Raw genomic sequence first — 24,717 nt, forward strand, 5'->3', positions numbered from 1 at the left:
GCAGTGATTATCGCGACCGACCTGGTGAACGGATTCGCCAGGCGACATCTCCCATGGCATGGCGCGCCGCCAGACTGATGCCACCCAGCTGAAAGAAACCGTGAATCACCCCAGCATAGCGCTGACAGGTACAGGCCACGTTTTGCTCAACCATTCGCTGATACAGCGCTTCGCCTTCATCACGCAGCGGATCATATTCGGCGGTGAGGATATGCACGGGGGGCAGGCCGCTGAAGTCATCACGCCAGAGCGGGCTGGCCTCCGGGTGTGCAGACTCCGTCGAGGGCAGGTACATTTCATAACCGCTCAGGAGCGTATCCCGGGTGATAATGTAATCCTCTCCGTTGCTGACGTAGCTTGCCGACGCCGCGGTAGCATCCAGCATGGGATAAATCAGAATCAGCTGCGCGGGCAGCCAGGCACCCGCGGCTTTCAGCCGTAGCGCGGTGACGAGAGCCAGATTTCCCCCCGCGCTATCGCCCGCAAGGGTGATTTGCGAGGTATCCACCCCAAGCGCTTCTGCGTGGCGGCGGATAATCTGCGCTCCCCGTTCCGCGTCATCGTGCGCGGCAGGAAACGTCTGCTCGGGTGCCAGCCGGTATTGCACGGCAATCACCCGGCAGCCGCTGTCATACGCCAGCTGACGCCATTGTTTATCGTGGGTGGCGAAGCCGCCGCTGACAAAACAAAAACAGCCGCCGTGATAGTAGATAACGGTTGGCAGCGGACCGGCAGCATTCTGCGGCGACACCACGCGAAAATTGATCCCTTCCAGCGTGATGTCGTCCACCTGCACACGCGTTTCACTTTCTCCGGCCAGCACCGCACTGGCTACATAGCCCGCCCTCCGGTCATCAATATTCTGCTGTCGTGAAGAGGGGCGCCCTGCGGCGATAAACTCCTCAACCAGCCGGGCGATACCGTGTTCCAGTGCCATCATTATATTCCTTTGGTCTGTATGGATATACAGTGTTATAGCCTGGATTGTAGTCGATAGAAAAGGGGTTTTTTGTCAAAAATGCGTGTCGGGAACGGGAGAAGGGCGTACTAAAGCGAAGGCCTTCCTGTGCTGAGGTGCTTACGCATCGGGGGGAGAGTGCCGGGTAATCTGGATTACCCGGCACTACGAGGGGTTTTACTCCCCTTCACCCGGGAACATAAACGGGTTAATCGAACTTCTGGCAAAGCCTTCCTGCTCCATGCGAGCGTCCAGCACCAGCGAGGCGAGATCGTCGGCCACGGCCTCCACTTTCGGATCTTTTTCCTGATACAGAATCTTCAGGTAAGTCCCGCAGTCACCGCAGCTTTCGGCTTTCACCGCCGCGTCTTCATTTTCCAGCGACCAGTAGTTGAGATCGCGGGTCTGTTCGCAGTTGCTACATTTGATGCGCACCACGTGCCATTCGGTTTCACACAGGTTGCAGTGCAGGTAGCGCAGCCCCTGGGTGGTTCCAATTTGCACCATGCTGGAAACCGGCATTGAGCCGCATACCGGGCAGAACTGGCGTGCTTCACCGTATTCTGCGCGGGCTTTGCCTGGGATCAGGCTGGCCATTTGCGCCCAGTAGAGCGACAGGGCAGCCCAGATAAACGGCGCTTTATCACTGCTCACCAGCGCGAAGTCGGAAGCGAACAGCGCGCTTGCCATCTCTTCCAGCTCCAGATCGGAGGATTTTTCCAGATTCTCGATAACTGCCAGCGCGGTACCGCTCATCTCCGGCTTCAGCTCGGCAATTAGCGAATGCAGCAGCTTGTGCCAGTGCTTGTCGCGCGGCAGGACGTGAATATCCAGCGGCGGTTTGCCCTGCGCATTGGCTTCTTTGATGCGCGCGGTCAGATCCATTTGCAGCGGGTGGTCATAGAGCACCACTTCCTGCGCGTGGGCGACCAGCGCGGCAAAACGCAGAAAATCGCCCAGCGGGTTGTTCTCTGCCAGCTCGCGCAGACGCTCTGCGCGGCGATTGTAGAGGTTCTTGAGTCTGGGGAATAACAACGGCGGAATATAATCCGCCGTGCGTTTCTCGCTCGACCCCAGCTCATCTTGCGGGATTATGCGAATACTCATTCAGTCTTATTTTCCTGTTTCTGGCGAACTTCTCGGTACCAGCGGGGGTGATGTTTCTTCGCCCATGTTTTGGTAACCCAGCCTTCCACCATCGCGGTAATGGTGCCTTTCACCCACAGGGCGGCGTAAATATGCACCATGATAACCACAATTAGGGCTACTGCGGCAAATGAATGCAGCATGAGCGCTAACCGGATTACCGGGATTGAGAACGCAGGCGCAAAATACGGACGCCAGATGATCACACCGCTTACCAGCAGCAGAACCAGGAAAATAATCGCCGCCCAGAATACGCATTTCTGGCCGAAGTTATAGCGCCCGGTGTCACCCACTTCCTCGTTGACGACGATCTTACGAATATTCTTCGCCCAAAAGATATCATCCCGATTGATTAGGTTATGGTGCCAGTAGCGGAAAAACATGATGATGAATGAGGCAAACATAATGACCCCGACAAACGGGTGCAGAATGCGCGCCAGCTGCGGAGTGCCCATGATTTGCATCAGCCAGTTGAAGGACGGGAAAAAGAATCCCAGTCCGCTTATCGCCGCCAGCATGAAGCAGAAGGCGGTGACCCAATGGTTGATGCGTTCCGGCGCCGTGTAGCGCACGATGGTGTCACGTCTTTTCATTTGCGCACCTCGTCATTCTCTTCATGCAGGTTGTCTTCTTCCTCTTCCGCACGGTTCGGACCGACCCCGACATAGTGGAAGACGCTGGCTGCAAAGGTCGCGGCAAACCCTACCGCCGCGAGCGGTTTCCAGATCCCTTTCCAGAACTTCACGGTGGCGCTGATTTCCGGGTTTTCCGGCAGGCCGTGATACAGATTTGGCTTGTCGGCGTGGTGCAGCACGTACATCACGTGCGTTCCGCCAACGCCAGCCGGATCGTACAGGCCCGCATTGTCATACCCACGGGTTTTCAGCTCGGCGACACGTTCGCCGGCCAGCACCTTCATGTCCTCTTTGGAGCCAAAGTGAATCGCTCCGGTCGGACAGGTTTTCACGCATGCCGGTTCCTGGCCCACGGTGACGCGGTCTACGCACAGCGTACATTTGTAGACGCGGTTGTCTTCCGGGTTGAGCCGGGGGACGTCAAACGGACAGCCGGCGATGCAGTAGCCGCAGCCGATGCACTGTTCGGACTGGAAGTCGACGATGCCGTTGGCATACTGAATGATGGCCCCTTCCGACGGACAGGCCTTCAGGCAGCCCGGATCGGCGCAGTGCATACAACCATCCTTACGGATCAGCCACTCCAGTTTGTCGTTCTGCTCCACTTCCGAGAAGCGCATTACCGTCCAGGATTTGGCGGTCAGATCCGCGGGGTTATCGTACACCCCGACGTTGCTGCCGACTTCATCACGGATGTCATTCCATTCTGAACAGGCGACCTGACAGGCTTTACAGCCAATACAGGTGGTGACGTCGATAAGCTTCGCGACTTCCTGCTGGTGGTCCCGCGCCTGAGGCGCGGGAGTGAAACCGTTAGTCGCGGAACGACGAATGATGTCTTGCGATTGATAAGCCATAAGTCGTCTCCGTTACACCTTTTCCACGTTCACGAGGAAGGCTTTAAACTCCGGCGTTTGCGTGTTCGCATCGCCGACGAACGGCGTCAGCGTGTTGGCGATAAAGCCTTTCTTCGCCACCCCTTCATAGCCCCAGTGGATAGGAATACCGATCGTATCGATATCCTTACCGTCCACTTTCAGCGTGCGAATACGCTTGGTCACCACCGCCTTGGCTTTGATATAACCGCGATTGGAGGAGACGCGAACGGTATCGCCATGCGCGATGCCGAGCTTGTTCGCCAGCTTCTCGCCGATTTCCACGAACTGTTCCGGCTGGGCGATGGCGTTAAGCAGCGCATGTTTGGTCCAGTAGTGGAAATGCTCGGTGAGACGATAGGTGGTACCGACGTACGGGAACTTATCCGCTTTACCCATCTGTTGCAGGTCACCGCTAAAGACGCGGGCGGCCGGGTTAGAGACCACATTCGGGTGCAGCGGGTTGGTGCCCAGCGGCGTTTCAAACGGCTCGTAGTGTTCCGGGAACGGACCTTCCGCCATCTTATCGAGAGCAAACAGACGACCCATGCCTTCGGGCTGCATGATGAACGGCCCGACGTCGGTGCCCGGTGCGGCGGCACTGTAGTCCGGAATGTCCACGCCGCCCCATTTTGCGCCGTCCCATTTCAACAACTGGCGTTTCGGATCCCATGGTTTTCCCTGTGGGTCCGCAGAGGCGCGGTTATACAGAATGCGACGGTTGAGCGGCCATGCCCAGGCCCAGCCCAGCGTATTACCCAACCCGGACGGGTCGGCGTTATCGCGACGTGCCATCTGGTTACCTTCCGGCGTCCAGCTACCGGCGAAGATCCAGCAACCGCTGGCGGTGGTGCCATCATCGCGCAGTTGCGCGAAGGAGCTGAGCTGCTGGCCTTTCTTCACAAGCACTGCGCCGGTGGCCGGATCGGTAATATCCGCCAGCGCCTTGCCGTTGCTCTCCATCGCCACCTCTTCCGAAGCGGGCTCGTGCGGCGTGGAGTAGTTCCAGGTCATATTCAGCACCGGCTCAGGCGCCGGACCACCGTTTTCAGCGTACATTTTCCGCAGACGTAAGAAGATGCCGGCGAGGATTTCGCCATCGGTGGTCGCAATCCCCGGGGCATCCGCGCCTTTCCAGTGCCACTGCAGCCAGCGTCCGGAGTTGACGATAGAGCCGTTCTCCTCGGCGAAGCAGGTGGAGGGCAGACGGAACACTTCGGTCTGGATTTTCGACGGATCGACATCGTTCGACTCACCGTGGTTTTGCCAGAAGGTGGACGTTTCGGTGTTGAGCGGGTCGATAGTCACCAGGAACTTCAGTTTCGACAGCGAGGCGACCACTTTGTTTTTGTTCGGGAACGAGGCCACCGGGTTAAAGCCCTGGCAAATATAGCCATTGACCTTGCCCTGGTGCATCATCTCGAAGTACTGCAGGACGTCGTAGCCCTTATCCCACTTCGGCAGCCAGTCAAAGCCCCAGCTGTTTTCCGCCGTGGCTTTATCGCCAAAGAAGGCCTTCATCATTGAGACGAAGAATTTCGGGTAGTTACCCCAGTAGTTCACCTGATCTTTCAACAGCGGCTTCGGCGTGTTGGCGGCCAGGTAGGTTTGCAGGTCGGTCTGTTTCTCACTCGGTAGCGTCATATAACCCGGCAGGCTCTGCGACAGCAGCCCCAGGTCGGTCAGCCCCTGAATGTTGGAGTGACCGCGCAAGGCGTTCACGCCGCCGCCGGCCATACCCATATTGCCAAGCAGCAGCTGGATCATTGCCATGGTACGGATGTTCTGCGCACCGATAGAGTGCTGCGTCCAGCCGAGCGCGTAGAGGAATGACGCGGTTTTATCATGGGCGCTGGTTTCAGCGATGTACTCACAGACTTTCAGGAAGTCCGCTTTCGGCGTACCGCAGATATTTTCCACAACCTCCGGGGTGTAACGGGAAACGTGCTGTTTCAGCAGATTCCATACGCAGCGCGGATGTTGCAGCGTCGTGTCGCGTTTCGCGAAGCCGTTTTCGTCCAGCTCATAGTTCCAGCTGGTCTTATCGTATTTGCGGTTTGCCGCGTCATAGCCGCTGAACAACCCGTCGTCGAAGCTGTAATCCTCACGCACGATCAGGCTGGCGTTGGTATAGGCTTCGGTGTACTCGCGGTTGAATTTTTCGTTATTCAGCAGGTACAGGATGACGCCTGACAAGAAGGTAATGTCAGTACCGGAACGAATCGGGGTATAGAAGTCGGCTACCGACGCAGTACGCGTAAAGCGTGGGTCGATAACAATCAGCTTCGCGCCGTTATGGATTTTGGCTTCCATCGCCCAGCGGAACCCTACCGGGTGCGCTTCAGCGGCATTACCGCCCATCACCACGATCAGGTTGGCGTTTTTGATGTCAACCCAGTGGTTGGTCATCGCACCGCGACCAAATGTTGGAGCAAGACTTGCTACCGTTGGTCCGTGTCAGACGCGTGCCTGGTTGTCTACCGCGAGCATACCGAGCGCGCGGGTGAATTTCTGCGTTAAATAGCCGGTTTCGTTACTGGAGGCTGAAGCGCACAGCATGCCGGTGGTCAACCAACGATTGACGGTGGTGCCGGCGTCGTTTTTGGCGATAAAGTTGGCATCGCGGTCTTCTTTCATCAGCTTCGCGATGCGATCGAACGCGTCGTCCCAGCTGATTTGCTGCCATTTGTCGGAGCCTGGCGCACGATATTCCGGGAACTTCAGACGACTTTCGGAATGGATAAAGTCGACGAGACCCGCCCCTTTCGGGCAGAGCGCACCACGGTTGACCGGATGGTCAGGGTCACCTTCGATATGAAAGATGGATGCTTTGGCGTTTTTCGCACCGTCGCCGAGGCTATACATTAACAGCCCACAACCGACAGAACAGTACGTACAGGTGTTACGGGTTTCACGGGTACGCAGCAGTTTATATTGCCGGGTTTCCGCGAGCGCGGCGCCTGGGGCAAAACCCAGCGCTGCAGCCGTTGTGCCTGCCATACCGCCAGCGCAGATCTTAAAGAACTGCCTTCTGCTGACCTGCATGGTTCACTCCTTGTATCGACATTGTCACATGTAGTTATTTACTTTGCGGTAAGCGCCGCAAAGGTTCAGAATTGGGGGTGATCACCCTTTCACTTGAAGGGGTATGCAAAGAATACCACATTGTGTGTATGCCTGTTCCAATACGGTTAAGACAAAGTGAACAAGAACCCTCCCGAACAAATTGAAAATGTGACAAACATCACAGGATGTCGTCAGGTCGCGCTCTGGAAGCGCGATGATTTGCAACATCCGCAGTCTGACGAATTAGCCGAAGAAGTTCCTGTGGCGCTGGTCTATAACGGTATCTCACACGTTGTCATGATGGCCTCTCCCACTGACCTGCAACGATTTGCCGTCGGTTTTTCATTATCCGAAGGGATTATTGAAAACCGGCGCGAGATCTACGGGATGGAAGTGGTGCCGGCCTGCAACGGTCTGGAAGTGCAGATTGAACTCTCCAGCCGTCGTTTTATGGGACTGAAAGAGCGCCGTCGCGCGCTGGCCGGGCGCACCGGCTGCGGCGTTTGCGGCGTTGAGCAGCTCAACGATATCGGCAAGCCGGTGCAACCCTTACCTTTCACCCAAACCTTTAGCCTGGGGAATCTCGATCGCGCGCTGGAGCAGCTTCGTGATGTTCAGCCGATTGGCCATATCACCGGCTGCACCCATGCGGCGGCGTGGCTGCGTCCGTCCGGTGAGCTGGCGGGCGGACATGAGGATGTCGGGCGTCACGTCGCGCTGGATAAACTGCTGGGGCGACGGGTAGAAGAGGGCGATGACTGGCAATGCGGGGCGGCGCTAGTCTCCAGCCGTGCCAGCTACGAGATGGTGCAGAAGGCGGCAATGTGCGGTGTGGAAATTCTGTTTGCGGTTTCCGCCGCTACCGCGCTGGCGGTGGAGGTCGCGGAACGTTGCAACCTGACGCTGGTGGGCTTTTGCCGCCCGGGCAGGGCAACGGTTTACACCCATCCGCAGCGGCTGATCGCCGGTTAAAAATAAGTCAATTTTTTTGAACGATGAGAGCAAATCCTTCCGCTTTTAGTCGTGGGTTGTGAGGTCTATTATTTATCACATCAAGGCACAACGCCTTACCCAAACAACTTAATGAAGGATTTACATCATGAAAAGCATCAAAACTTTTGCTGCAGTTATCGCTCTTACCGCTTCCTTTGGTTCTTTCGCCGCGCAGTCAGTGAGCGCAACCGCCTCTACAATGGACGGTGCGGAAGCGAAAATCGCCGCTCAGGCTCAGGCCGCCGGTGCTTCTTCTTACACCATCACCGAAGCCTTCACCGGTAATCGCGTGCATATGACGGCAGAACTGAACAAATAAAACCGGCATCACCGTCGAAAGAGCGCCTGCGGGCGCTTTTTTTGTTTTTGTGCTTTTACCATCAGGAAAACTCTCCGCCCGACACCTCCACTTCTCCTCAAAAAAATGTGGTGTTTATCACGTTTCTCTTCTTTGCTTTTGGCGACGAAATTAACCCGCTGGCAAGCAAAATGACACGCTATCCTCTCAATATTTAACCTAATGAATAATAAAGTTATTTGAAAATAACTGTTAAGGCGATCTCATCTTTTAAGTGAGACGCACATCACAAAAAACACCCCATATTTACGTCTGTCAATCGTTACCACGGATCAATTAATCATAATTATGTGATATTCGTTGCAAATCCAGGTCTTGAACTTAGGGATAAATGTGGGCAAGGAAATATGACGGTGGTGACCATGAAAATCGGTATTGTTATTAGCGGTGGCGATGTATCGGGAATTAATAATTTCATTTTTCAGGTTGCGAAGCTCGCAAGCGCGGAGATCACCATTTTTAATGGTGGAATACCTGGGCTGCTCGATAAAAATCATCAGGAAATCGCCTGGCGGGATCTTGTCGATTTCTCTATTTGTTCACTGCCTGTTATTACGTCCGGCCGAACCACGCGTAAATTGCTGCGGAGTGAGTATGAAACTATAGCCAGGAAAATTAAGTCGCTGCGCCTTGATGTACTCATTATGGCCGGCGGTGATGGCAGCCTACAGTTCCTTAATACGCTTAGCGAATTTGATATTAACTGTTTCGGTGTCGGGATGACTATCGATAATGATGTATACGGTAGTGATTATACTATCGGTTTTTCTACAGCCTGCGAACAAATTATCAAGGAGGTTTCTCGTTTAAGAAATACCGGCAGAGCATTACCTGGGCGGGTGTTTATGGTTGAAATATTAGGAGGGTATTGTGGAGAGCTAACGCTGCAGTCAGCAATTAAAAGTAATGCCGATATTGCGCTGATCCCGGAAGCACAGATGCCATTAGAGGATCTGGCCGAGCGCGTCAGACGCAAGCTTCGCGAGCAAAACAGCGTGGTGATACTTTGCTCTGAAGGTTACACCAGGGAGTATTCCCCTGGGTTTCAAGGGGCTATCGATACGATGATCAAACAGCTTGAGCCACGCATCGGTGTCCGCATCCGTAAAACCATCATCGGCTATGGACTGCGCAGCGGCGACCCGACCTGCGAAGAAATTTACCAGGGCACGATCATGGCGAACGAAGTCGTTCGCTGTATTCAGTCAGGAATGAAAAATAAAGCCATTATTATAAATTCAAGCAATAAACCTATTCCAATTGACTTAGTCAGTATGAAAAAACGTCTGGTAGATATCGAAGGACATCATTATAAACTTGCCAAACAACTCAATATTATTTGAGGAGACCCTACATGCTGAAAATTCTTTGCGTATGTGGCTGCGGCCTCGGTTCAAGCTTTGCCATCGAAATGACGGCGAAAGCAGTATTAAAGAAGCTGGAAATTCCTGCACATATTGAACATACCACCGTATCTGAAGCTGGAGCATTTAAATCCGACATTATTTTGACGCAAAAAACATTCGCCGACATATTAACCGCCGACGCTAATGAAGAGGAAATAAAACGTGTAGTGGTCCTCAACCGCCTGACGGATAAAGATGAAATTGAGCGGAAAATTGTCTCATTCCTGAAAGAGCGCAATCTGAAGGTGACCGATCATGAATAGCTTTATCGAGTTTATTGTAAAAGATTTGCTCGGCCAGGCTTCGATATTAATCGCGTTTATTGCCATGCTGGGTCTGATTTTACAGAAGAAGTCAGTGGGTAAAACGGTTGAGGGGACGTTTAAAACGCTGCTCGGGTTCTTAATTATGATGGCCGGCATTAATATTATTGTCGCCACCCTGAGCTTCCTTAACGATATCTTCACCCACGGTTTCGGGATGAAAGGATACATCACCGATGTCGCTGCTATCGCCGGTCTGGCGAATCGAGAACTGGGTTCTGAAGTGGCGCTGACGCTGATGGTGATCTTTGCCGTTAATATTATTATCGCCCGCCTGACACCGCTGAAATATATCTTCCTCACCGGACAGGCGCTGCTGTGGATGGCAACGATTGGCACGGTGATTGGCTACAAAGCCGGGCTGACCGGGCTGCCGCTGATCCTGACCGGCGGTATCTTTGGCGGCGTCATGGCGGTACTGATGCCGGCGTTAGCGCAGCCGGTGGTCAGACGTATTACCGATTCTGACGATGTGGCTCTCGGGCATTTTTGCACCATCGGATATTTAGTCCAGGCGGCGGTGGCCAAAGTGGTGGGTAAAGGTTCCCGCTCCACAGAAGATCTTGAACTGCCTGATAACTTCAAGTTTCTGCAGGATACCTATCTCGCCATGGCGGTGGTGATGGTCCCCATGTACCTGATCCCGGCGCTGGCTGCCGGACCCGAGTATATCGCCCAGTTTTCCGGCGGTGTGAACTACCTGATGTATGCCTTTATGCAGTCTGTTCAGTTTGTGGCAGGGGTCTTTGTCCTCTACAGCGGCGTGCGCTTGTTACTGAATGAACTGGTCCCGGCTTTTCGCGGTATTGCCATGCGTATTGTGCCGGATGCGAAACCGGCGCTGGACTGCCCCGTCCTGTTCCCTTATGCCCCTAACGCGGTCATCGTGGGATTCCTCGCAACGACGGTGGGTTCGATCATTGGCATGTTGGTCTTCCCGATGTTTGGCCTGGCGATGATCCTCCCTGGACTGTTAACCAACTTCTTTGCCGGCGGTACGGCGGGCGTCTTTGGTAATGCGCTGGGTGGGCGTCGCGGGGCAATGATTGGCGGTGTGGTTCACGGTCTGTTTATTACTTTCCTGCCTGCCATTCTGGTACCGATGCTTGAAAGCTACGGTTTTACCGGCGTCACATTCAGTGATTCAGATGTTATTAGTTCAGGCCTGGTATTAGGCCATGCCTTACAGAACAACTGGTTATTTGTCGCCTTGTTTATTGTTTTTGTTGCCGCACTGGCATGGTTCGTAAACGGTACATCATCTAAGCCTAAAGGGGAAAAGATTCATGAGTCTGTATAATTTTAACGATATTCTGAAAATCGCTCAGCAAAGAAATTACAAAGCTATTGGCTCATTTAATTTGCATTGTATTGAAATGCTACCGGCTTTTTTTAAAGCCGCGCAAAAGAGCAATAGCCCTTTAATGATTCAAATCTCGACCGGTACGGCGGAATATCTTGGCTATCGTTTACTGGTGGATGCCGTCCGTTCACTGGCGGAAAGTGAAAATGTGCCAACCTGTCTGCATCTGGATCACTGTTCTGATATCAGTGCGATTGAAACAGCCATGAATGCCGGATTTTCATCGGTCATGTACGACGGTTCACACCTGGGGCTCGAGGAAAATATCGGCAATACGCGGATTGTGGTGGAAATGGCGCGGCCGCGGAATATCACCGTTGAAGGGGAGCTGGGCGCCATCGGGGGTTCAGAAGATGGTAAAGCCGTTGCCGCAGAGGATATCAGCTTTACCACCGTCGAAGACGCCACGCGCTTCGTAACTGAGACCCGGGTTGACATGCTGGCTGTCTCCGTCGGCACCGTGCACGGCCTTTATACCGGCAAGGCGCAGATCCAGCATCAGCGCCTTCAGGAGATTAGCCGGGCTACGGGCGTTCCGCTGGTGCTGCACGGTGGTACCGGCGTCAGTGATGAGGATATGCGTAAAGCGGTGACTGAAGGGATTAATAAGGTCAATGTGGGCACAGAAATGAACGTGCAGTGGGTTGACCAATGTAAAACCACTTTTGAAAAAGGTAAGGTTAATGACAGCGTGCGTAAGTTTTTAATTCCCGCCAATAATGCGGTCACCCAGGTGCTGATGGAAAAAATGGAATTATTTAAATAGTTAAATCCGCAATAATAAATTGTCATTACCAGGTTAGCCCTGCACCCGTCAGGGCGGGAGAAGATTATGTTTCAATCACTGAAAGCGTTGTGGAAAAAAGAGAATCATCCGCCGCAGGATTATGATCGGCTGTCCCGCGAACTGGCTGAGGAAATAAAGACGCTGGAAAATGAACTACAGGGCGAGCCTGGCAATGGTGAGATCCAGAAGGCATTGATGCTGAAGTATAACAGGGCGCTATCGGTGTATGCTAAAAGCAAAATACATCGTCAGGATATCGACGCACTATTTATTCGTATTGATGAGTTACGCAATATTATTCGCCGTAATATCTAGGGAGGCGTAATGACCATAAAAGATTTGCTGATTGAGGCCGATGCCATTCAGATCGGCGTGCTGGAGTCTGACTGGCGCAAAGTGATTGAGCTTGCCGCCAGTCCCCTGGTGGCGAACGGGTATATCTCTGAGAGTTATAGTAAAGCGGTGATTGATAATACTCTCAATCACGGTGCTTATTACGTATTTGAAGAGGGGATTGCCATTCCACACGCCAGACCGGAGTGCGGGGTGAAGCGAAACTGCTTCAGTCTGGTGGTATTAGATAAACCGATTCAATTTGCCGGAAGCGACAGGGCGGATATCGTCATTATGTTCGGCGCCCAGGATAGCAATGCGCATATTGAAGAGGGAATTCGGGCGATTGTTGCACTGCTGGACAATAACGAAACCATGGCCAGGCTTCGCGCCGCCAGTACCAGAGAAGAGGTGATAGCGTTGTTATGAACAGACATCTCACTGCCGGCTGTAAAACCGTGATCTTAATTAACGGCGTCCCCGCTTCGGGAAAGAGCACGATAACCCAGGCGCTATCGCAAACCTTTGGCCTGCCGCTCCTGACCATCGATGAGATTAAAGAGCCGTTTATGGCGTGCTTTACCGACATCGATCGGCCTTTTAATCGTCAGCTGGGATGCGCGGCCTACGAGGTTATCTGGTCGATCATCGGCCATTCACCAGCCAACGTTATCTGGTTAGTCGACGCCTGGTTCGGTTTCCAGCCCCGGGAAACGCTACAACGATGGCTGCATCAGGCGGGAGTTGAGAAAGTGGTTGAGATCTGGAATCAAATCTCTCCTGAGCTTGCCGTGTCACGCTATGCCACGCGTCTGCAGGATCGTCGGGCGGGCCACCCCGGAGAAGAATATCTGCCGGAGCTTGCCCTGTTGGCTGAACGGGCTGAGCCGATGCGACTTGGCCCGGTCTTCACGGTGGATCAACAGCAACCGTTGGATATTATCAGGCTATCGGAGTGGATTAAGCAGACCCTGGGTTGACGGAGCGTCTGCTTGCCGGATAGCGCTTGCGCCTGTCCGGCCTACGAAAGCCCGGCCAGACGCAGCAGCGCCGTGATCACCGCCGCCGAAATAATCACCACGATCAGCGGCATTTTGCGCCAGGCAAGAAAGACGGCGAAACCGACGCCCAGCACTCGCGCCATGCCGGCAAAATGTTCACCTTCATAAAAGGTGGTCGCCAGGGCAACAGAAAACAGCAATACCGTTGCCGCATCGGAAAGCAGCGCCTGAGAACGTTCAGAAAGCGCTAAACGACTGCCGAGCTTCGCCCCGCCCAGACGCATCAAATAGGTTCCTGCCGATAAAATCGCCATGCCGACGATGAACAGCGTGATATCAGCCATTATTTTTTCCTCGTCATCAAGCCAAACAATGAGAGCAGCACCGGCAGACCCACCGGAGCAAAGGGAACGGTGGCCAGGGATAGCGCCGCGCCGCTGCAGGCGCGGATTAAGGTGGTGCGGTTTTTAAACGCCGGAATCACCAGCGCCAGCAAAATAGCCGGGAATACCGCATCCAGACCAATGGTTTCCGGGTCGGGCAATAGCTTGCCGACCATGGCGCCGAGTAGCGCCCCTACGGGCCAGATAATCGCCACGCCGAGCCCGCACAGCCAGTAGGCGGCTTTACGCTGTTCCGGCGTTTTTTGCGAGAGCCCGAACACCACGCTCTCATCATTCATAATATGGCAACCCAGCAAGCTGACGCCGCGTTTGCCGACGAGGTCGCGCACCGTGACGCCGAACGGAATATGGCGGGCGTTGACCAGCAAGCCTGCCGCCGCAGCGGCTAGCGGGTTCCCGCCGCTGGCGATAATGCCGATAAACATAAATTCGGAGGCGCCTGCCAGTACCGAAAGGGAGAGCGCAAACGGAACCCATACCGGGAAGCCATAGGCCATCGCCAGCGAACCGTAGGACATGCCGACGATGCCGACCGCCAGGCACACTAACGCGATTGCTTTGATGGTGTCTGCTTTGAGACAGGAGAAGTGCTGCTTCATACTATTTAGCCATATCGAACGAATTTCCATTATAATGAACGCATCAATATCGATTTTCAAGACGAACGAATCGTTCGATATAAAAAACGCGGAGCCGTGTATGACACAGCCAATTAGCCTGATTGCCAAAAGCCTGGTACGTGAACGTGCACGTACCGGACTGTCGTTGGCGGAAGTGGCGCGCCGGGCAGGCATTGCCAAATCAACGTTATCGCAGCTGGAATCGGGCAACGGTAATCCGAGCCTGGAGACCTTGTGGGCCCTCTGCGTCGCGCTCGATATTCCTTTTGCGCAACTGCTGGAGCCGCAGGCGCAAAAGACACAGGTTTTGCGTCGCGGAGAAGGAACCAAAGTGGTGGCCGAACAGGCTCATTACCAGGCCATTTTACTGGCGACCTGTCCGCCGGGCGCCCGTCGCGATATCTATTTATTACTGACGCAGCCAGGTGCCGATCGGATTTCTCACCCCCATCCGCCGGGTTCGGTTGAGCATATTATTATCACCCAGGGGCGCGCGCGGGTCGGGTTGACCGAAGCGCCGGAAGAGCTCGGTGAGGGGGATTACATCTGCTATCCGGCGGATCAGGAACATGTTTTCCAGGCGCTGGAACCGGATACCCAGGCGATACTGGTTGCTGAACAAAACTAACGGGATGGCGAGAACACCGGCGCTGCGGCTGTTGCTGGACGCCATCTCCGTATTGCGGGAAACTAGCCGCATTCTCCGCGAAGACAGGGATACATATGTCGCTGAAAGCCATTGCTAAAGAACTTGGGATCTCGGTCACCACCGTCAGCCGGGCATTAAACGGCTATGACGACGTGTCGCAGGAGACGCGAGCCCGCGTCGAGGCGGAAGCAAAACGCCGCGGCTATCGGCCCAATACTTTTGCCAGGCGCCTTAAAATGGGCAAAATCGATGCCGTGGGTCTGGTGTTCCCCGTCCGTCCGGCTCCGCTGAATAACACGGTGTTTCTCGAGATGGTCGGGGAGATTAGCCATGAGCTGGCGCGTTATGAAATTGATTTGCTGCTGATCGCGGATGATGAACAGGCGGATAAACATGGCTATATGCGCATGGTGCAAAGCCGGCGAGTCGATGCGCTGATCGTGGCGCATACGCTGGATGACGATCCGCGTCTGACGCAGTTGCTCTCCTCGGGATTCCCCTTTCTCGCGCTTGGCCGCAGCCGCCTGCCGCAGCCCTACGCCTGGTTTGATTTCGATAATTATGCCGGGACATATCGCGCGACTCGCCACTTAATCAGCCAGGGCCATCGGCGCATCGCCCTGCTGGGGGAAAACAACAGCCAGGCGTTTATCACTCAGCGGCGTAACGGCTACCTGGACGCCTTGCGCGAAGCCGGTCTGTCCGATAGCTGGCTGCGTAGCGTGTCGCCCACCCGCCGCGGCGGATACCAGGCTACGCTGGAGCTTTTGCGCCTGCCGGAGCCGCCGACGGCGATCGTCACTGACTGCAATACCCACGGCGACGGCGCGGCGATGGCGCTTTCGCAGCTGGGTCGCCTGACCGGCGATAGCCACGTGTCATTAGTGGTTTATGACGGATTGCCGCAGGACAGCATTATCGATACTCAGGTCGCGGCGGTGATTCAGTCCACCCGTCAGGGCGTCGGCCGGCAGATTGCAGAGATGGTCCGGCGGCTGATCGCCGGTGACGACCTCTCCTCTTTACAGGTGCTCTGGCAACCTGAATTCATCCCTGGCGAAACCGCCTGATCATCTCTCCACAACGTTAATTTCTGCACTCGATCACGGATCCGAAACGTTTTGGTTGTTACCCGAAACGTTTCGGATCAACAGTAAGGCATTCCTTGTTGTGGAGATGTCTGATGTCTGATTCGATTTTACGTCTGCAAAGCGCCACGGTTGATGTGGTGATCAAAACCCAGCCGTTCGCCGAAATAATCTACTGGGGGCCGCATTTAGCTCACTTTTCGCCGCAGGATGCTGACACGCTTGCTCGCCCGATCGCCAACGGTCGCCTTGATGTTGACTCGCCGGTCACCTTGATGGCCGAACTGGGCCACGGGTTGTTCGGCGCGCCGGGGATTGAGGGGCATCGTCAGGGCCTGGATGGTTCGCCGGTCTTTGTCACTACCGGGGCTTTGCAGGAGGGGCAGCGCTTAACGCTGACCAGCGAAGACAAGCAGGCCGGTCTGCGTCTGGAAAGCGACATTGAGCTCGATAGCAGCGGCGTTCTGCGCGTCCGACACGGCGTAACCAATCTTCGTCCGCAGCCCTGGCAGGTCGATCGCCTGGCCGTAACGCTACCGGTTGCCGAGCGTGCCCGCGAAGTTATGGCGTTCCACGGCCGTTGGATTCGCGAATTTCAGCCGCATCGTCTGACTCTCGAACACGATAGTTTTGTGCTGGAAAATCGCCGTGGACGCACCTCCCATGAACATTTCCCGGCGCTGATTACCGGTAGCCCGGCGTTTTGCGAAATGGAGGGAGAGGTCTGGGGCGTGCACCTGGGCTGGAGCGGCAACCACCGTCTGCGCGCGGAGGTGAAAACCGACGGCCGCCGCTACCTACAGGCGGAAGCCTTGTATCTGCCGGGCGAAATGGCGCTCGCGGAAGGGGAAACGTTGTGGACACCCAGCCTCTATGCCAGCTATTCCGCTCAGGGGCTGAACGGCATGAGTCAGCAGTTCCACCGCTATCTGCGTGAGCAGATCATTCGCTTTCCGGGCAATAAACCGCGACCGGTGCATCTCAATACCTGGGAAGGGATTTACTTCGACCATGACCCGCAATACATCATGCGCATGGCGGATGAGGCGGCAGCGCTGGGCGTCGAGCGATTTATCATAGACGACGGCTGGTTTAAAGGGCGCAACGACGACTGGGCGGCGCTCGGCGACTGGTATCTCGATGAGCAGAAATACCCCAATGGCCTGACGCCGGTGATTGACCATGTGAAGTCGCTGGGCATGGAGTTTGGCATCTGGGTTGAACCGGAAATGATTAACCCGAACTCCGATTTATACCGCGCGCATCCTGACTGGGTGCTGGCGCTGCCGGGCTATAAGTCGCCGACCGGACGTCATCAGTATGTTCTGAACCTGAATATCCCTCAGGCGTTCGACTATCTGCTGGAGCGGATGAGCTGGCTGCTGGGCGAGCATGCGGTTGATTATGTGAAGTGGGATATGAACCGCGAGCTGGTGCAGCCGGCGCATAACGGCAAAGCGGCGGCCGACGCGCAAACCCGTCAGTTTTATCGCCTGCTGGATACCTTAGTGGCCCGCTTCCCGCAGATCGAGTTTGAATCCTGTTCTTCCGGCGGCGGACGCATTGATTACGAGGTGCTTAAACGCAGCCACCGCTTCTGGGCTTCAGACAATAACGATGCGCTGGAGCGTAATACCATCCAGCGCGGCATGAGTTATTTCTTCCCGCCGGAAGTGATGGGGGCGCATATCGGCAACCGTCACTGTCACGCTACTTTCCGTCAGCACAGTATCGCTTTTCGCGGCCTGACCGCGCTGTTTGGTCATATGGGGCTGGAGCTGGATCCGGTGAGCGCCGATGAACAGGAGCGTGCCGGCTACCGCAAGTATGCGGCGCTACATAAGCAGTGGCGCGACGTGATTCATCATGGCGTGCAGTGGCGGCTGGATATGCCGGATACCACCACCCTTGCACACGGCGTGGTCAGTGAAGATAAGGGGCAGGCGCTGTTTCTGGTGAGCCAGCTGGCAATGCCCGATTACAGCCTGATGGCGCCGCTGCGCATTGCGGGTCTGGAGGCGGGGGCGCGGTATCACATTACGCTCCTTGATCACCCCAATATTCAGGTAACGGGGGAGGGCGGCCACACCATGCGCAAGCTGCCGGCGTGGATGACCTCACCGCAGACGGTAAGCGGCGAGTGGTTGCAACAGGCGGGACTGGCGCTGCCGATTCTCGACCCGGAAAGCGCCATTTTGATTGGTCTGCAACGCGTGTGATGGCAATGGGCCGCCCGGCGGCCCTTATTGAGGAATATAAAATGAACCCGACCGCCTGTACCCATAAAAACAACCCTAACTTCTGGATTTTCGGGCTGTTCTTTTTTCTCTACTTTTTCATCATGGCCACCTGTTTTCCGTTTCTGCCGATCTGGCTATCGGACGTTATCGGGCTGAACAAAACCGAGACCGGTATTGTGTTTTCCAGCCTGTCTCTGTTTGCGATTTGTTTTCAGCCGGTGCTGGGCGTTATTTCGGATAAGCTGGGGCTAAAGAAACATCTGATGTGGGTCGTCTCCGTCCTGCTGGTGCTGATTGCGCCATTCTTCCTCTACGTGTTTGCTCCGTTATTAAAAACCAATATCTGGATCGGCGCGTTAAGCGGCGGTGCCTACATCGGCTTTGTATTTTCCGCGGGCGCCGGGGCGATGGAGGCGTACATCGAGCGCGTCAGCCGGAATAGCGGATTTGAGTACGGCAAAGCGCGTACCTTTGGTTGCCTGGGATGGGCGCTGTGCGCGACCACCGCAGGCATGTTGTTTAGCGTCAATCCGGAATGGGTTTTCTGGATGGGATCGGTCGCGGCCTTGCTGCTGCTGGTACTGGTTGCGATAGCTAAGCCGCAGGCCAGCCAGGCGACTCAGGTGCTGGGCTCCCTGGGGGCCAATCGTTCCGCCGTAGATTTGAAAACCGCGGTGCGCATGTTCCGCCAGCGCAAAATGTGGATGTTTATTTTGTATGTGGTTGGCGTGGCCTGCGTCTATGACGTGTTCGATCAGCAGTTTGCTACCTTCTTTAAATCCTTCTTTACCACCCCGGAAGCGGGGACCCGGGCGTTTGGTTTTGCCACCACTGCCGGGGAGATCTGCAATGCTATTATCATGTTCTGCTCGCCGTGGATTATTAACCGCATCGGCGCCAAAAATACCTTGTTGATTGCCGGGATGGTGATGGCGGCAAGGATGATCGGTTCATCGTTCGCCACGACGGCCGCTGAAGTCGTGGCGCTAAAAATGCTCCATGCGCTCGAGGTTCCGTTCCTGTTGGTGGGGGCATTTAAATACATCACCGGCGTCTTCGATACTCGCCTGTCGGCGACGATCTACCTGGTCGGTTTTCAGTTTGCCAAACAGGTGGCGGCGATTTTCCTCTCCGCGTTTGCCGGCAATATGTATGACCGGATTGGCTTCCAGGACACCTATATGATCCTCGGCGGTATCGCGCTGGTGGTGACGGTTATCTCGGCGTTCACTCTGTCAGGGAAAGCCGCCCTGGGCAGCGTTGAGGGCAAGGCGATGACGACCTGATCGTGCACCTGGCACCGTTCGGCGTGGCTGCGCGCCAGGCACGACGCCGCAGTGAACTGCGGCGTCGTTTTTTATACCCGCTTCCCGGGCGATTCAGGCGAGATAAAACACCTCTTTGAGCTCCGCACTCACCGGGCTGTTGTCCGGATTGGCAGGCATCACATCGCACATATGTTGCCACCAGCGCTGGCAGACATCGGTACTGGCGACCGCATTCCACCGCTCCTCAGATTCAATTTCCACCGTGGCGAACAGCAGATGGCGATCCTTATCGAGATAAATCGCGTAGCGATGCGCGCCGTGCGCTTTGAGTACCGCTTCCAGCTCCGGCCAGATGGGATTATGGCGGCGCTGGTACTCCTCATGCGCGTCGGGATTGACCTGCATGACAAAGGCTTTGCGGATCATAAGGCCTCCAGATAAAGCTCACGGACCTCATCGCGGCTGGCGCTGCGCGGGTTGCATGGTGCGCAGGGGTCAGCCAGCGCCTTATCCAGCCAGCCTTCGATATCGGCTTTGGTGACGCCAAGCTGGCTGAAACCTTGCGGGATACCGACCCGTTTGCTCAGCGCGCGAATCGCGTTGATGGCTTCTGTACTGGCGGCTTCCTCGCTCAGACCGTGGGTGTCCACGCCCATGGCCTGCGCCACGCGGGCAAAGCGAGCGATAGCGTTCGGACGGTTAAAGTTTTCGATGATCGGCAGCAGGATAGCGTTGCATACGCCATGCGGCAGATTGTGGGTGGCGCCAGGCTGATGCGCCAGCGCATGGACCAATCCCAGTCCGGCGCTGTTAAATGCCATGCCCGCCAGATACTGGCCAAATGCCATTTGCTCGCGCGCCTCGAGGTTATGCCCGTCCTCAACGGCTTTCGGTAGCCACCGGGATATCAGGCGAATGGCCTCCAGCGCGTTGGCATCGGTAAGCGGATGGGCGCCGACGGAAACAAACGCTTCGATGGCGTGGGTCAGGGCATCCATCCCGGTTGCGGCGGTGATGGACGGCGGAATATCCAGCATTACGCTGGCATCATCCACCGCAATATCCGGGATGATATTCGGATCGATAATCACCTCTTTGACCTGACGCCCGGCGTCGATAATCACCGCGTTGCTGGTCATCTCTGCCGCCGTACCGGCCGTCGTGTTGATCGCCACCAGCGGTACGCCGGCATTCTTCACCTTGCCGACGCCGGAGTAAGCGGTGGAGGGCGCCGGGTTAGCGGTGAGGATTTTTACCGCTTTGGCGGTATCGATTGGGCTGCCGCCGCCAAAGGCGATGAGGTAATCGCACCCGGCCTCCCGATACGCCGCATAGCCTTGTTGCACCAGCGCCTCGGTGGGATTGGGAAAGACTTCGTCAAACAGATGATAAGGCAGCTGCTGCTCATCCAGGGCGGCGAACAGGCTGTCCAGCAGCCCGAGCTTTACCAGCTGGCCGTCGGTGACGATCAGCGCTTTGCCCCACTGTTTATCTGCTACCAGCTTGACCATATCACCGATAGCGCCCGCGCCGTGGAGGCTGATTTTGGGAAGTGCCAACATAAAACTCATCATAATTCTCCTTAATTACCGTGATTTTTATGCCCGGCGGCGCTGCGCTCGTAGCCACAGCGCCGTCCGACATTAGATCCGTCTTCGCTGCATCACTCGCCGCGTAATAATGGGCAGCGAGATCACCACAATCAGCATCGCGCCGATGATGATTGACATAACAATGCCCGGCACGTTGAGCAGGCTCAGGCCAAACGTCACCAGCCCCATCAGAAAGGCGGCGATAATCACCCCCACCATGCTGCCGGAACCCCCGAGAATATTGATGCCGCCGAGTACCGCCATCGTCACGACCGCCAGCTCCCAGCCCATCGCCAGGGTCGGGCGGGTGCTGCCAAGCCGGGAGGTCAACAGCACGGCGGCCAGCCCGGACATCAGCCCGACCAGCGCAAACAGCACCAGGTTGTGGCGCTTAACGTTGATACCGGAAAACCAGGCGCCGGTCGGGTTATTGCCAATGGCGTAGGTGCGGCGACCAAAGTTGGTTTTGTGCAGCAGGAAAGCGAAGGCGATTGCGAGAAGAATAAACAGCGCGAACTCGAAGGAGAGCGCACCCCACACATAGCCCTGGCCGAACCAGGCGAAGCTGTCCGGATAGTGGTTCAGCGCTTTGTCGCCCAGCAGAATGTAGGTCATACCGCGATACAGGCTCATGGTGCCGATGGTAATGACGATCGACGACAGATTCAGACGCGTGACCAGCAGGCCGTTAAACAGACCACACAGCAGACCCACTCCCAGCCCGACGGCCACCAGCAGCGGCGTATCCATCCCCGCCGCCGCGCAGAAGCCCATCACCGTTGAGCTCAGCGCCATGGTGGAGGCGACAGAGAGGTCGATTTCCCGGGCGATAATCAACATCGCCATCGGCAGGACCACAATCGCCTTCTCGGTAAAGTTGAAGGTGGCGTCCGACAAATTCCAGATATTGAGGAAGTAGGGCGAGGCCAGCGCGCAGACCACGAAGACCACCAGCGTGACCGCCAGTAAAAATCCTTCCCAGCATAGCAGGCGGTGCAGCGGTGACGGCGCAGGTGCGATGTTGATCGTCTCTTCCGGGGTCATTATTTTACTCATGATTTCACCGTCTGTTTTTGCGCGGCAACCACCGCACTGCGCAGAATTAACCGCCCGTGTCGTTTGTTGCCGCGCTCATTGAGTACCACCGCGATAACGATGACCGCGCCGGAGATCGCCATTTGCCAGAACGGTGAGATACCCATCACCGGCAGCGCATTATTGATGATGCCGAGAAACAGCGCGCCGCAAAGACAGCCGATGACGCGCCCGGTTCCCCCCATCGTACTGATGCCGCCAATCACGCAGGCGGCCACGACCTGTAATTCAAAACCGTTGGCAACATCAACGTAGGCGACGGCAAAGCGCGAGATCCACAGGTAGCCGCAAAAGCCCGCCAGCGCGCCGGAGAGGCAGAAGCTGATGAACTGCATTTTCCCCGCATTAATCCCGGTGTAATACGCCGCGGTAGCGTTGCCGCCCGCGGTGTACAGCGCCCGGCCGGTACGGCTGTAACGCAGAAAGTAGCCCACCAGCAACAGCGCGGCGATGGCGCACCAGCTCAGCAGCGGTAGCCCAAGCAGCGAGGCGCGCGGCAGGCCGAGAAAATCGGCGCTCATCTGGTGCGAGTTGACCCAGCCGCCGTCGGAAAGCAGGAAAATAATGCCGCGGTAGATGCTCATGGTACCGAGGGTGACCACAATGGCCGGGATGCCGAGCCGCCACACCAGCAGGCCGTTGATCATCCCCATCAGCAGGCCCAGCAGGGTCGCCAGAACCAACAGCGTCCAAACCGGTACTTCGGGATAGTGGGCGTTGAGCAGCGCGACAATCATCCCGGTTAGCGCCAGATTGGCGGCCATCGACAGATCGATACCTTTGGTCAGCAGCACCATCATCTGACCGAGGGCAAGGATGATCAGAATAGCGGTGTCGTTAAACATCTCCACCAGATTACCGGGCGTGATAAATGACGGTGCCCGGCTGCCGATCGCGCCGATCATCATAATGATGATGACAGCCAGCAGCGTTTCACGGTGTTTAAGCAGTTGTCGCCCCATTATGCTGCCTCCCGACCGAGGCCGCTGGCGGCGCTGACGATGGTTTCTGCCGTTGCCTCCCCCGCGCGATATTCGGCCACCATCAGCCCTTCATGCATCACGATGATGCGGTCTGCCATCCCCATGACTTCCGGCAGCTCGGATGACACCATGATCACCGCCAGCCCCTGTCCCACCAGTTCGGACATAAACTGATGCACCGCCGCTTTTGAACCGATGTCGATCCCCTTGGTTGGCTCATCGAGGATGATCACCTCCGGGTGTGTGGCCAGCCATTTGCCGATCACCACTTTCTGCTGATTGCCGCCGGAGAGGGTTTCTACCGTCTGCTGCCAGTTAAACGCTTTGACCTGCAGACGTGAGGCATATTCATTCGCCAGCTGCCATTCGCGGGTGGCGTTCAATACGCCATTGGGATTGAGTTGACTGAGCTGCGGCAGGCTAATGTTCTGGGCGATTGGCAGGGCAATAATCGCCCCCTGCTTCTGCCGCTCTTCCGGCACGCAGACAATTCCCGCCCGGATGGCGTCCGCCGGCTGGCGGAAGTGCATGGTTTTACCGTTCAGCACGATCTCCCCGCTCGCGGGACGAGATACCCCGGAGAGCGCCTGCATCAGCTCGGTTCGCCCGGCGCCGACCAGGCCGTAGAAGCCCAGAATTTCACCTTTACGCAGCGAAAAATGGATATTGGCAAACTCGGTGGGATGGCAGAGGTTTTTCACCTCCAGGACCGTTGCGCCCGGCGTGCACTCGACTTTCGGGTAGGTCTGGGTGATGGCGCGACCGACCATCATCGCCACCATCCGTTCTTCGGTGATGTCATTAATGGCGCCGGCGCTGACGAAGACGCCGTCGCGCAGAATGGTGTAGTAATCGGCCAGTTCGAAAATTTCGTCAAACTTATGCGAGATAAACAAAATCGCTTTCCCGTCTTGCTTCAGGCGTTCAACGATTTGATAGAACTCCAGAATCTCATGCTGCGAGAGGGCGGCGGTGGGCTCATCGAGAATCACCACCTGGGCGTCGAAGGAGAGCGCTCTGGCAATCGCCACCATATGCCGCTGGGCGATGCTGAGGGTTTTCAGCGTCGCGCGTGGGTCAATCTGCACCTCAAGGCGGGTGAGGATTTCGCTGGCTTTGCGGTGCATGGCGGGCCAGTCGAGTTTCTTCAGCAGGCCGGTATACAGATACTGGCCGACGAAAATATTTTCGGTGACCGACAGCTCGTCGAACAGCACGGTTTCCTGATGAATGGCGGTTATCCCCACCTTATGCGCCGACTCGGGGTTCGGCAGCTGGATAGGGATTGCTTTATAGAGGATCTCGCCCTCTTCGGGCTGATAAATACCGGTCATTACTTTGACCAGCGTGGATTTGCCGGCGCCGTTTTCGCCGATTAAGGCGGTCACTTTGCCGGGCCAGAGATCGAGCTGTACGTTCTCAAGGGCATGCACACCGGGGAAAACCTTGGTGATGCCCTTAAGCGACAGCAGAGGAGTGGATGCCGTCATGATAATTCTCCAGTTTTTCCCCTCCCGGTATCGGTGAGGGGAAC

The 24,717-nt window shown here is 56.0% G+C and carries 25 protein-coding genes; 13 read left to right on the forward strand and 12 right to left on the reverse strand.

Features of this window, described 5'->3' with window-relative positions:
• Nucleotides 1-7 precede the first annotated feature (7 nt).
• The 5 genes from ROR01S_RS22145 to fdnG form a co-directional block, all read right to left on the reverse strand.
• A complete protein-coding gene (locus ROR01S_RS22145; protein WP_064359885.1) occupies nucleotides 8-937 on the reverse strand; it encodes an alpha/beta hydrolase in 930 nt (309 codons plus the stop codon).
• Between the two features lie 198 nt (nucleotides 938-1,135).
• On the reverse strand, nucleotides 1,136-2,065 hold the full coding sequence (gene fdhE, locus ROR01S_RS22150; RefSeq protein WP_004869299.1) for a formate dehydrogenase accessory protein FdhE: 930 nt from the start codon (nucleotides 2,063-2,065) through the stop codon (nucleotides 1,136-1,138).
• Entirely contained in the window at nucleotides 2,062-2,697 is a 636-nt protein-coding gene (gene fdoI, locus ROR01S_RS22155; protein WP_004869301.1) for a formate dehydrogenase cytochrome b556 subunit, read from the reverse strand. The genes fdhE and fdoI overlap by 4 nt, the downstream gene beginning before the upstream one ends.
• The gene (gene fdxH / locus ROR01S_RS22160; RefSeq protein WP_004869304.1) at nucleotides 2,694-3,596 is read right to left on the reverse strand and encodes a formate dehydrogenase subunit beta; all 903 of its coding nucleotides are present in this window, start codon (nucleotides 3,594-3,596) and stop codon (nucleotides 2,694-2,696) included. The genes fdoI and fdxH overlap by 4 nt, the downstream gene beginning before the upstream one ends.
• Nucleotides 3,597-3,608: 12 nt before the next feature.
• Nucleotides 3,609-6,659 (reverse strand): formate dehydrogenase-N subunit alpha, encoded by a 3,051-nt coding sequence (gene fdnG, locus ROR01S_RS22165; protein WP_088402721.1) that lies wholly within the window; start codon nucleotides 6,657-6,659, stop codon nucleotides 3,609-3,611.
• A 156-nt stretch (nucleotides 6,660-6,815) separates the two neighbouring features.
• Here fdnG and fdhD point away from each other — a divergent pair, with 156 nt between their 5' ends.
• The 9 genes from fdhD to ROR01S_RS22215 all read left to right on the forward strand — a co-directional run bounded on the left by fdhD (nucleotide 6,816) and on the right by ROR01S_RS22215 (nucleotide 13,223).
• Complete coding sequence (fdhD, locus tag ROR01S_RS22175) at nucleotides 6,816-7,652, forward strand: formate dehydrogenase accessory sulfurtransferase FdhD (protein ID WP_004869309.1); 837 nt, start codon at nucleotides 6,816-6,818, stop codon at nucleotides 7,650-7,652.
• Nucleotides 7,653-7,779: 127 nt separating this feature from the next.
• Nucleotides 7,780-7,992, forward strand: coding sequence for a YdgH/BhsA/McbA-like domain containing protein (locus tag ROR01S_RS22180; RefSeq protein ID WP_004869311.1), 213 nt, complete (start codon nucleotides 7,780-7,782; stop codon nucleotides 7,990-7,992).
• Nucleotides 7,993-8,393: 401 nt separating this feature from the next.
• On the forward strand, nucleotides 8,394-9,374 hold the full coding sequence (locus ROR01S_RS22185) for a 6-phosphofructokinase (protein ID WP_015585445.1): 981 nt from the start codon (nucleotides 8,394-8,396) through the stop codon (nucleotides 9,372-9,374).
• 11 nt (nucleotides 9,375-9,385) lie between these two features.
• On the forward strand, nucleotides 9,386-9,700 hold the full coding sequence (locus tag ROR01S_RS22190) for a PTS sugar transporter subunit IIB (RefSeq protein ID WP_004869315.1): 315 nt from the start codon (nucleotides 9,386-9,388) through the stop codon (nucleotides 9,698-9,700).
• Complete coding sequence (locus ROR01S_RS22195; RefSeq protein ID WP_004869317.1) at nucleotides 9,693-11,060, forward strand: PTS sugar transporter subunit IIC; 1,368 nt, start codon at nucleotides 9,693-9,695, stop codon at nucleotides 11,058-11,060. The genes ROR01S_RS22190 and ROR01S_RS22195 overlap by 8 nt, the downstream gene beginning before the upstream one ends.
• Nucleotides 11,047-11,889: a class II fructose-bisphosphate aldolase gene (locus tag ROR01S_RS22200; protein ID WP_015585444.1), complete on the forward strand. Its 843-nt coding sequence runs from the start codon at nucleotides 11,047-11,049 to the stop codon at nucleotides 11,887-11,889. Before ROR01S_RS22195 ends, ROR01S_RS22200 begins: the two co-directional genes overlap by 14 nt.
• A gap of 66 nt (nucleotides 11,890-11,955) precedes the next feature.
• Complete coding sequence (locus tag ROR01S_RS22205; protein WP_004869323.1) at nucleotides 11,956-12,225, forward strand: hypothetical protein; 270 nt, start codon at nucleotides 11,956-11,958, stop codon at nucleotides 12,223-12,225.
• 9 nt (nucleotides 12,226-12,234) lie between these two features.
• Entirely contained in the window at nucleotides 12,235-12,672 is a 438-nt protein-coding gene (locus ROR01S_RS22210) for a PTS sugar transporter subunit IIA (protein ID WP_015585442.1), read from the forward strand.
• Nucleotides 12,669-13,223 (forward strand): P-loop nucleotide/nucleoside kinase family protein, encoded by a 555-nt coding sequence (locus ROR01S_RS22215; protein ID WP_004869327.1) that lies wholly within the window; start codon nucleotides 12,669-12,671, stop codon nucleotides 13,221-13,223. Before ROR01S_RS22210 ends, ROR01S_RS22215 begins: the two co-directional genes overlap by 4 nt.
• A 41-nt stretch (nucleotides 13,224-13,264) precedes the next feature.
• Here the strand turns inward: ROR01S_RS22215 and ROR01S_RS22220 are convergent, their stop codons facing one another.
• Together ROR01S_RS22220 and ROR01S_RS22225 are read right to left on the reverse strand one after the other, a co-directional pair.
• Entirely contained in the window at nucleotides 13,265-13,588 is a 324-nt protein-coding gene (locus ROR01S_RS22220; protein ID WP_015585441.1) for an AzlD domain-containing protein, read from the reverse strand.
• The gene (locus ROR01S_RS22225; RefSeq protein WP_015585440.1) at nucleotides 13,588-14,247 is read right to left on the reverse strand and encodes an AzlC family ABC transporter permease; all 660 of its coding nucleotides are present in this window, start codon (nucleotides 14,245-14,247) and stop codon (nucleotides 13,588-13,590) included. Before ROR01S_RS22225 ends, ROR01S_RS22220 begins: the two co-directional genes overlap by 1 nt.
• A gap of 100 nt (nucleotides 14,248-14,347) precedes the next feature.
• Here ROR01S_RS22225 and ROR01S_RS22230 point away from each other — a divergent pair, with 100 nt between their 5' ends.
• From ROR01S_RS22230 to ROR01S_RS22245, 4 genes are all read left to right on the forward strand, one after another.
• Complete coding sequence (locus ROR01S_RS22230; RefSeq protein WP_004869333.1) at nucleotides 14,348-14,896, forward strand: helix-turn-helix domain-containing protein; 549 nt, start codon at nucleotides 14,348-14,350, stop codon at nucleotides 14,894-14,896.
• A gap of 95 nt (nucleotides 14,897-14,991) precedes the next feature.
• Nucleotides 14,992-15,987: a substrate-binding domain-containing protein gene (locus ROR01S_RS22235; protein WP_064359886.1), complete on the forward strand. Its 996-nt coding sequence runs from the start codon at nucleotides 14,992-14,994 to the stop codon at nucleotides 15,985-15,987.
• 113 nt (nucleotides 15,988-16,100) lie between these two features.
• Complete coding sequence (locus ROR01S_RS22240) at nucleotides 16,101-18,224, forward strand: alpha-galactosidase (RefSeq protein WP_004869338.1); 2,124 nt, start codon at nucleotides 16,101-16,103, stop codon at nucleotides 18,222-18,224.
• 41 nt (nucleotides 18,225-18,265) lie between these two features.
• Nucleotides 18,266-19,531: an MFS transporter gene (locus ROR01S_RS22245; RefSeq protein ID WP_032718515.1), complete on the forward strand. Its 1,266-nt coding sequence runs from the start codon at nucleotides 18,266-18,268 to the stop codon at nucleotides 19,529-19,531.
• A gap of 93 nt (nucleotides 19,532-19,624) precedes the next feature.
• Here ROR01S_RS22245 and rhaM read toward each other — a convergent pair whose 3' ends face one another.
• From rhaM to ROR01S_RS22270, 5 genes are all read right to left on the reverse strand, one after another.
• Nucleotides 19,625-19,939 carry an L-rhamnose mutarotase gene (rhaM, locus tag ROR01S_RS22250; RefSeq protein WP_004869340.1) on the reverse strand — a complete coding sequence of 105 codons (315 nt, stop codon included), beginning with the start codon at nucleotides 19,937-19,939 and terminating at the stop codon, nucleotides 19,625-19,627.
• Nucleotides 19,936-21,084 carry a lactaldehyde reductase gene (gene fucO, locus ROR01S_RS22255; RefSeq protein ID WP_004869342.1) on the reverse strand — a complete coding sequence of 383 codons (1,149 nt, stop codon included), beginning with the start codon at nucleotides 21,082-21,084 and terminating at the stop codon, nucleotides 19,936-19,938. The genes rhaM and fucO overlap by 4 nt, the downstream gene beginning before the upstream one ends.
• Before the next feature lie 72 nt (nucleotides 21,085-21,156).
• On the reverse strand, nucleotides 21,157-22,161 hold the full coding sequence (locus ROR01S_RS22260; RefSeq protein ID WP_032718499.1) for an ABC transporter permease: 1,005 nt from the start codon (nucleotides 22,159-22,161) through the stop codon (nucleotides 21,157-21,159).
• Nucleotides 22,158-23,165: an ABC transporter permease gene (locus ROR01S_RS22265; RefSeq protein ID WP_160873597.1), complete on the reverse strand. Its 1,008-nt coding sequence runs from the start codon at nucleotides 23,163-23,165 to the stop codon at nucleotides 22,158-22,160. Before ROR01S_RS22265 ends, ROR01S_RS22260 begins: the two co-directional genes overlap by 4 nt.
• Nucleotides 23,162-24,673, reverse strand: a complete 1,512-nt coding sequence (locus ROR01S_RS22270) for a sugar ABC transporter ATP-binding protein (protein WP_004869347.1) — start codon at nucleotides 24,671-24,673, stop codon at nucleotides 23,162-23,164. Before ROR01S_RS22270 ends, ROR01S_RS22265 begins: the two co-directional genes overlap by 4 nt.
• Nucleotides 24,674-24,717: the final 44 nt, after the last annotated feature.

It is taken from the genome of Klebsiella ornithinolytica NBRC 105727 = ATCC 31898 (assembly GCF_001598295.1).
Taxonomy (GTDB): domain Bacteria; phylum Pseudomonadota; class Gammaproteobacteria; order Enterobacterales; family Enterobacteriaceae; genus Klebsiella; species Klebsiella ornithinolytica.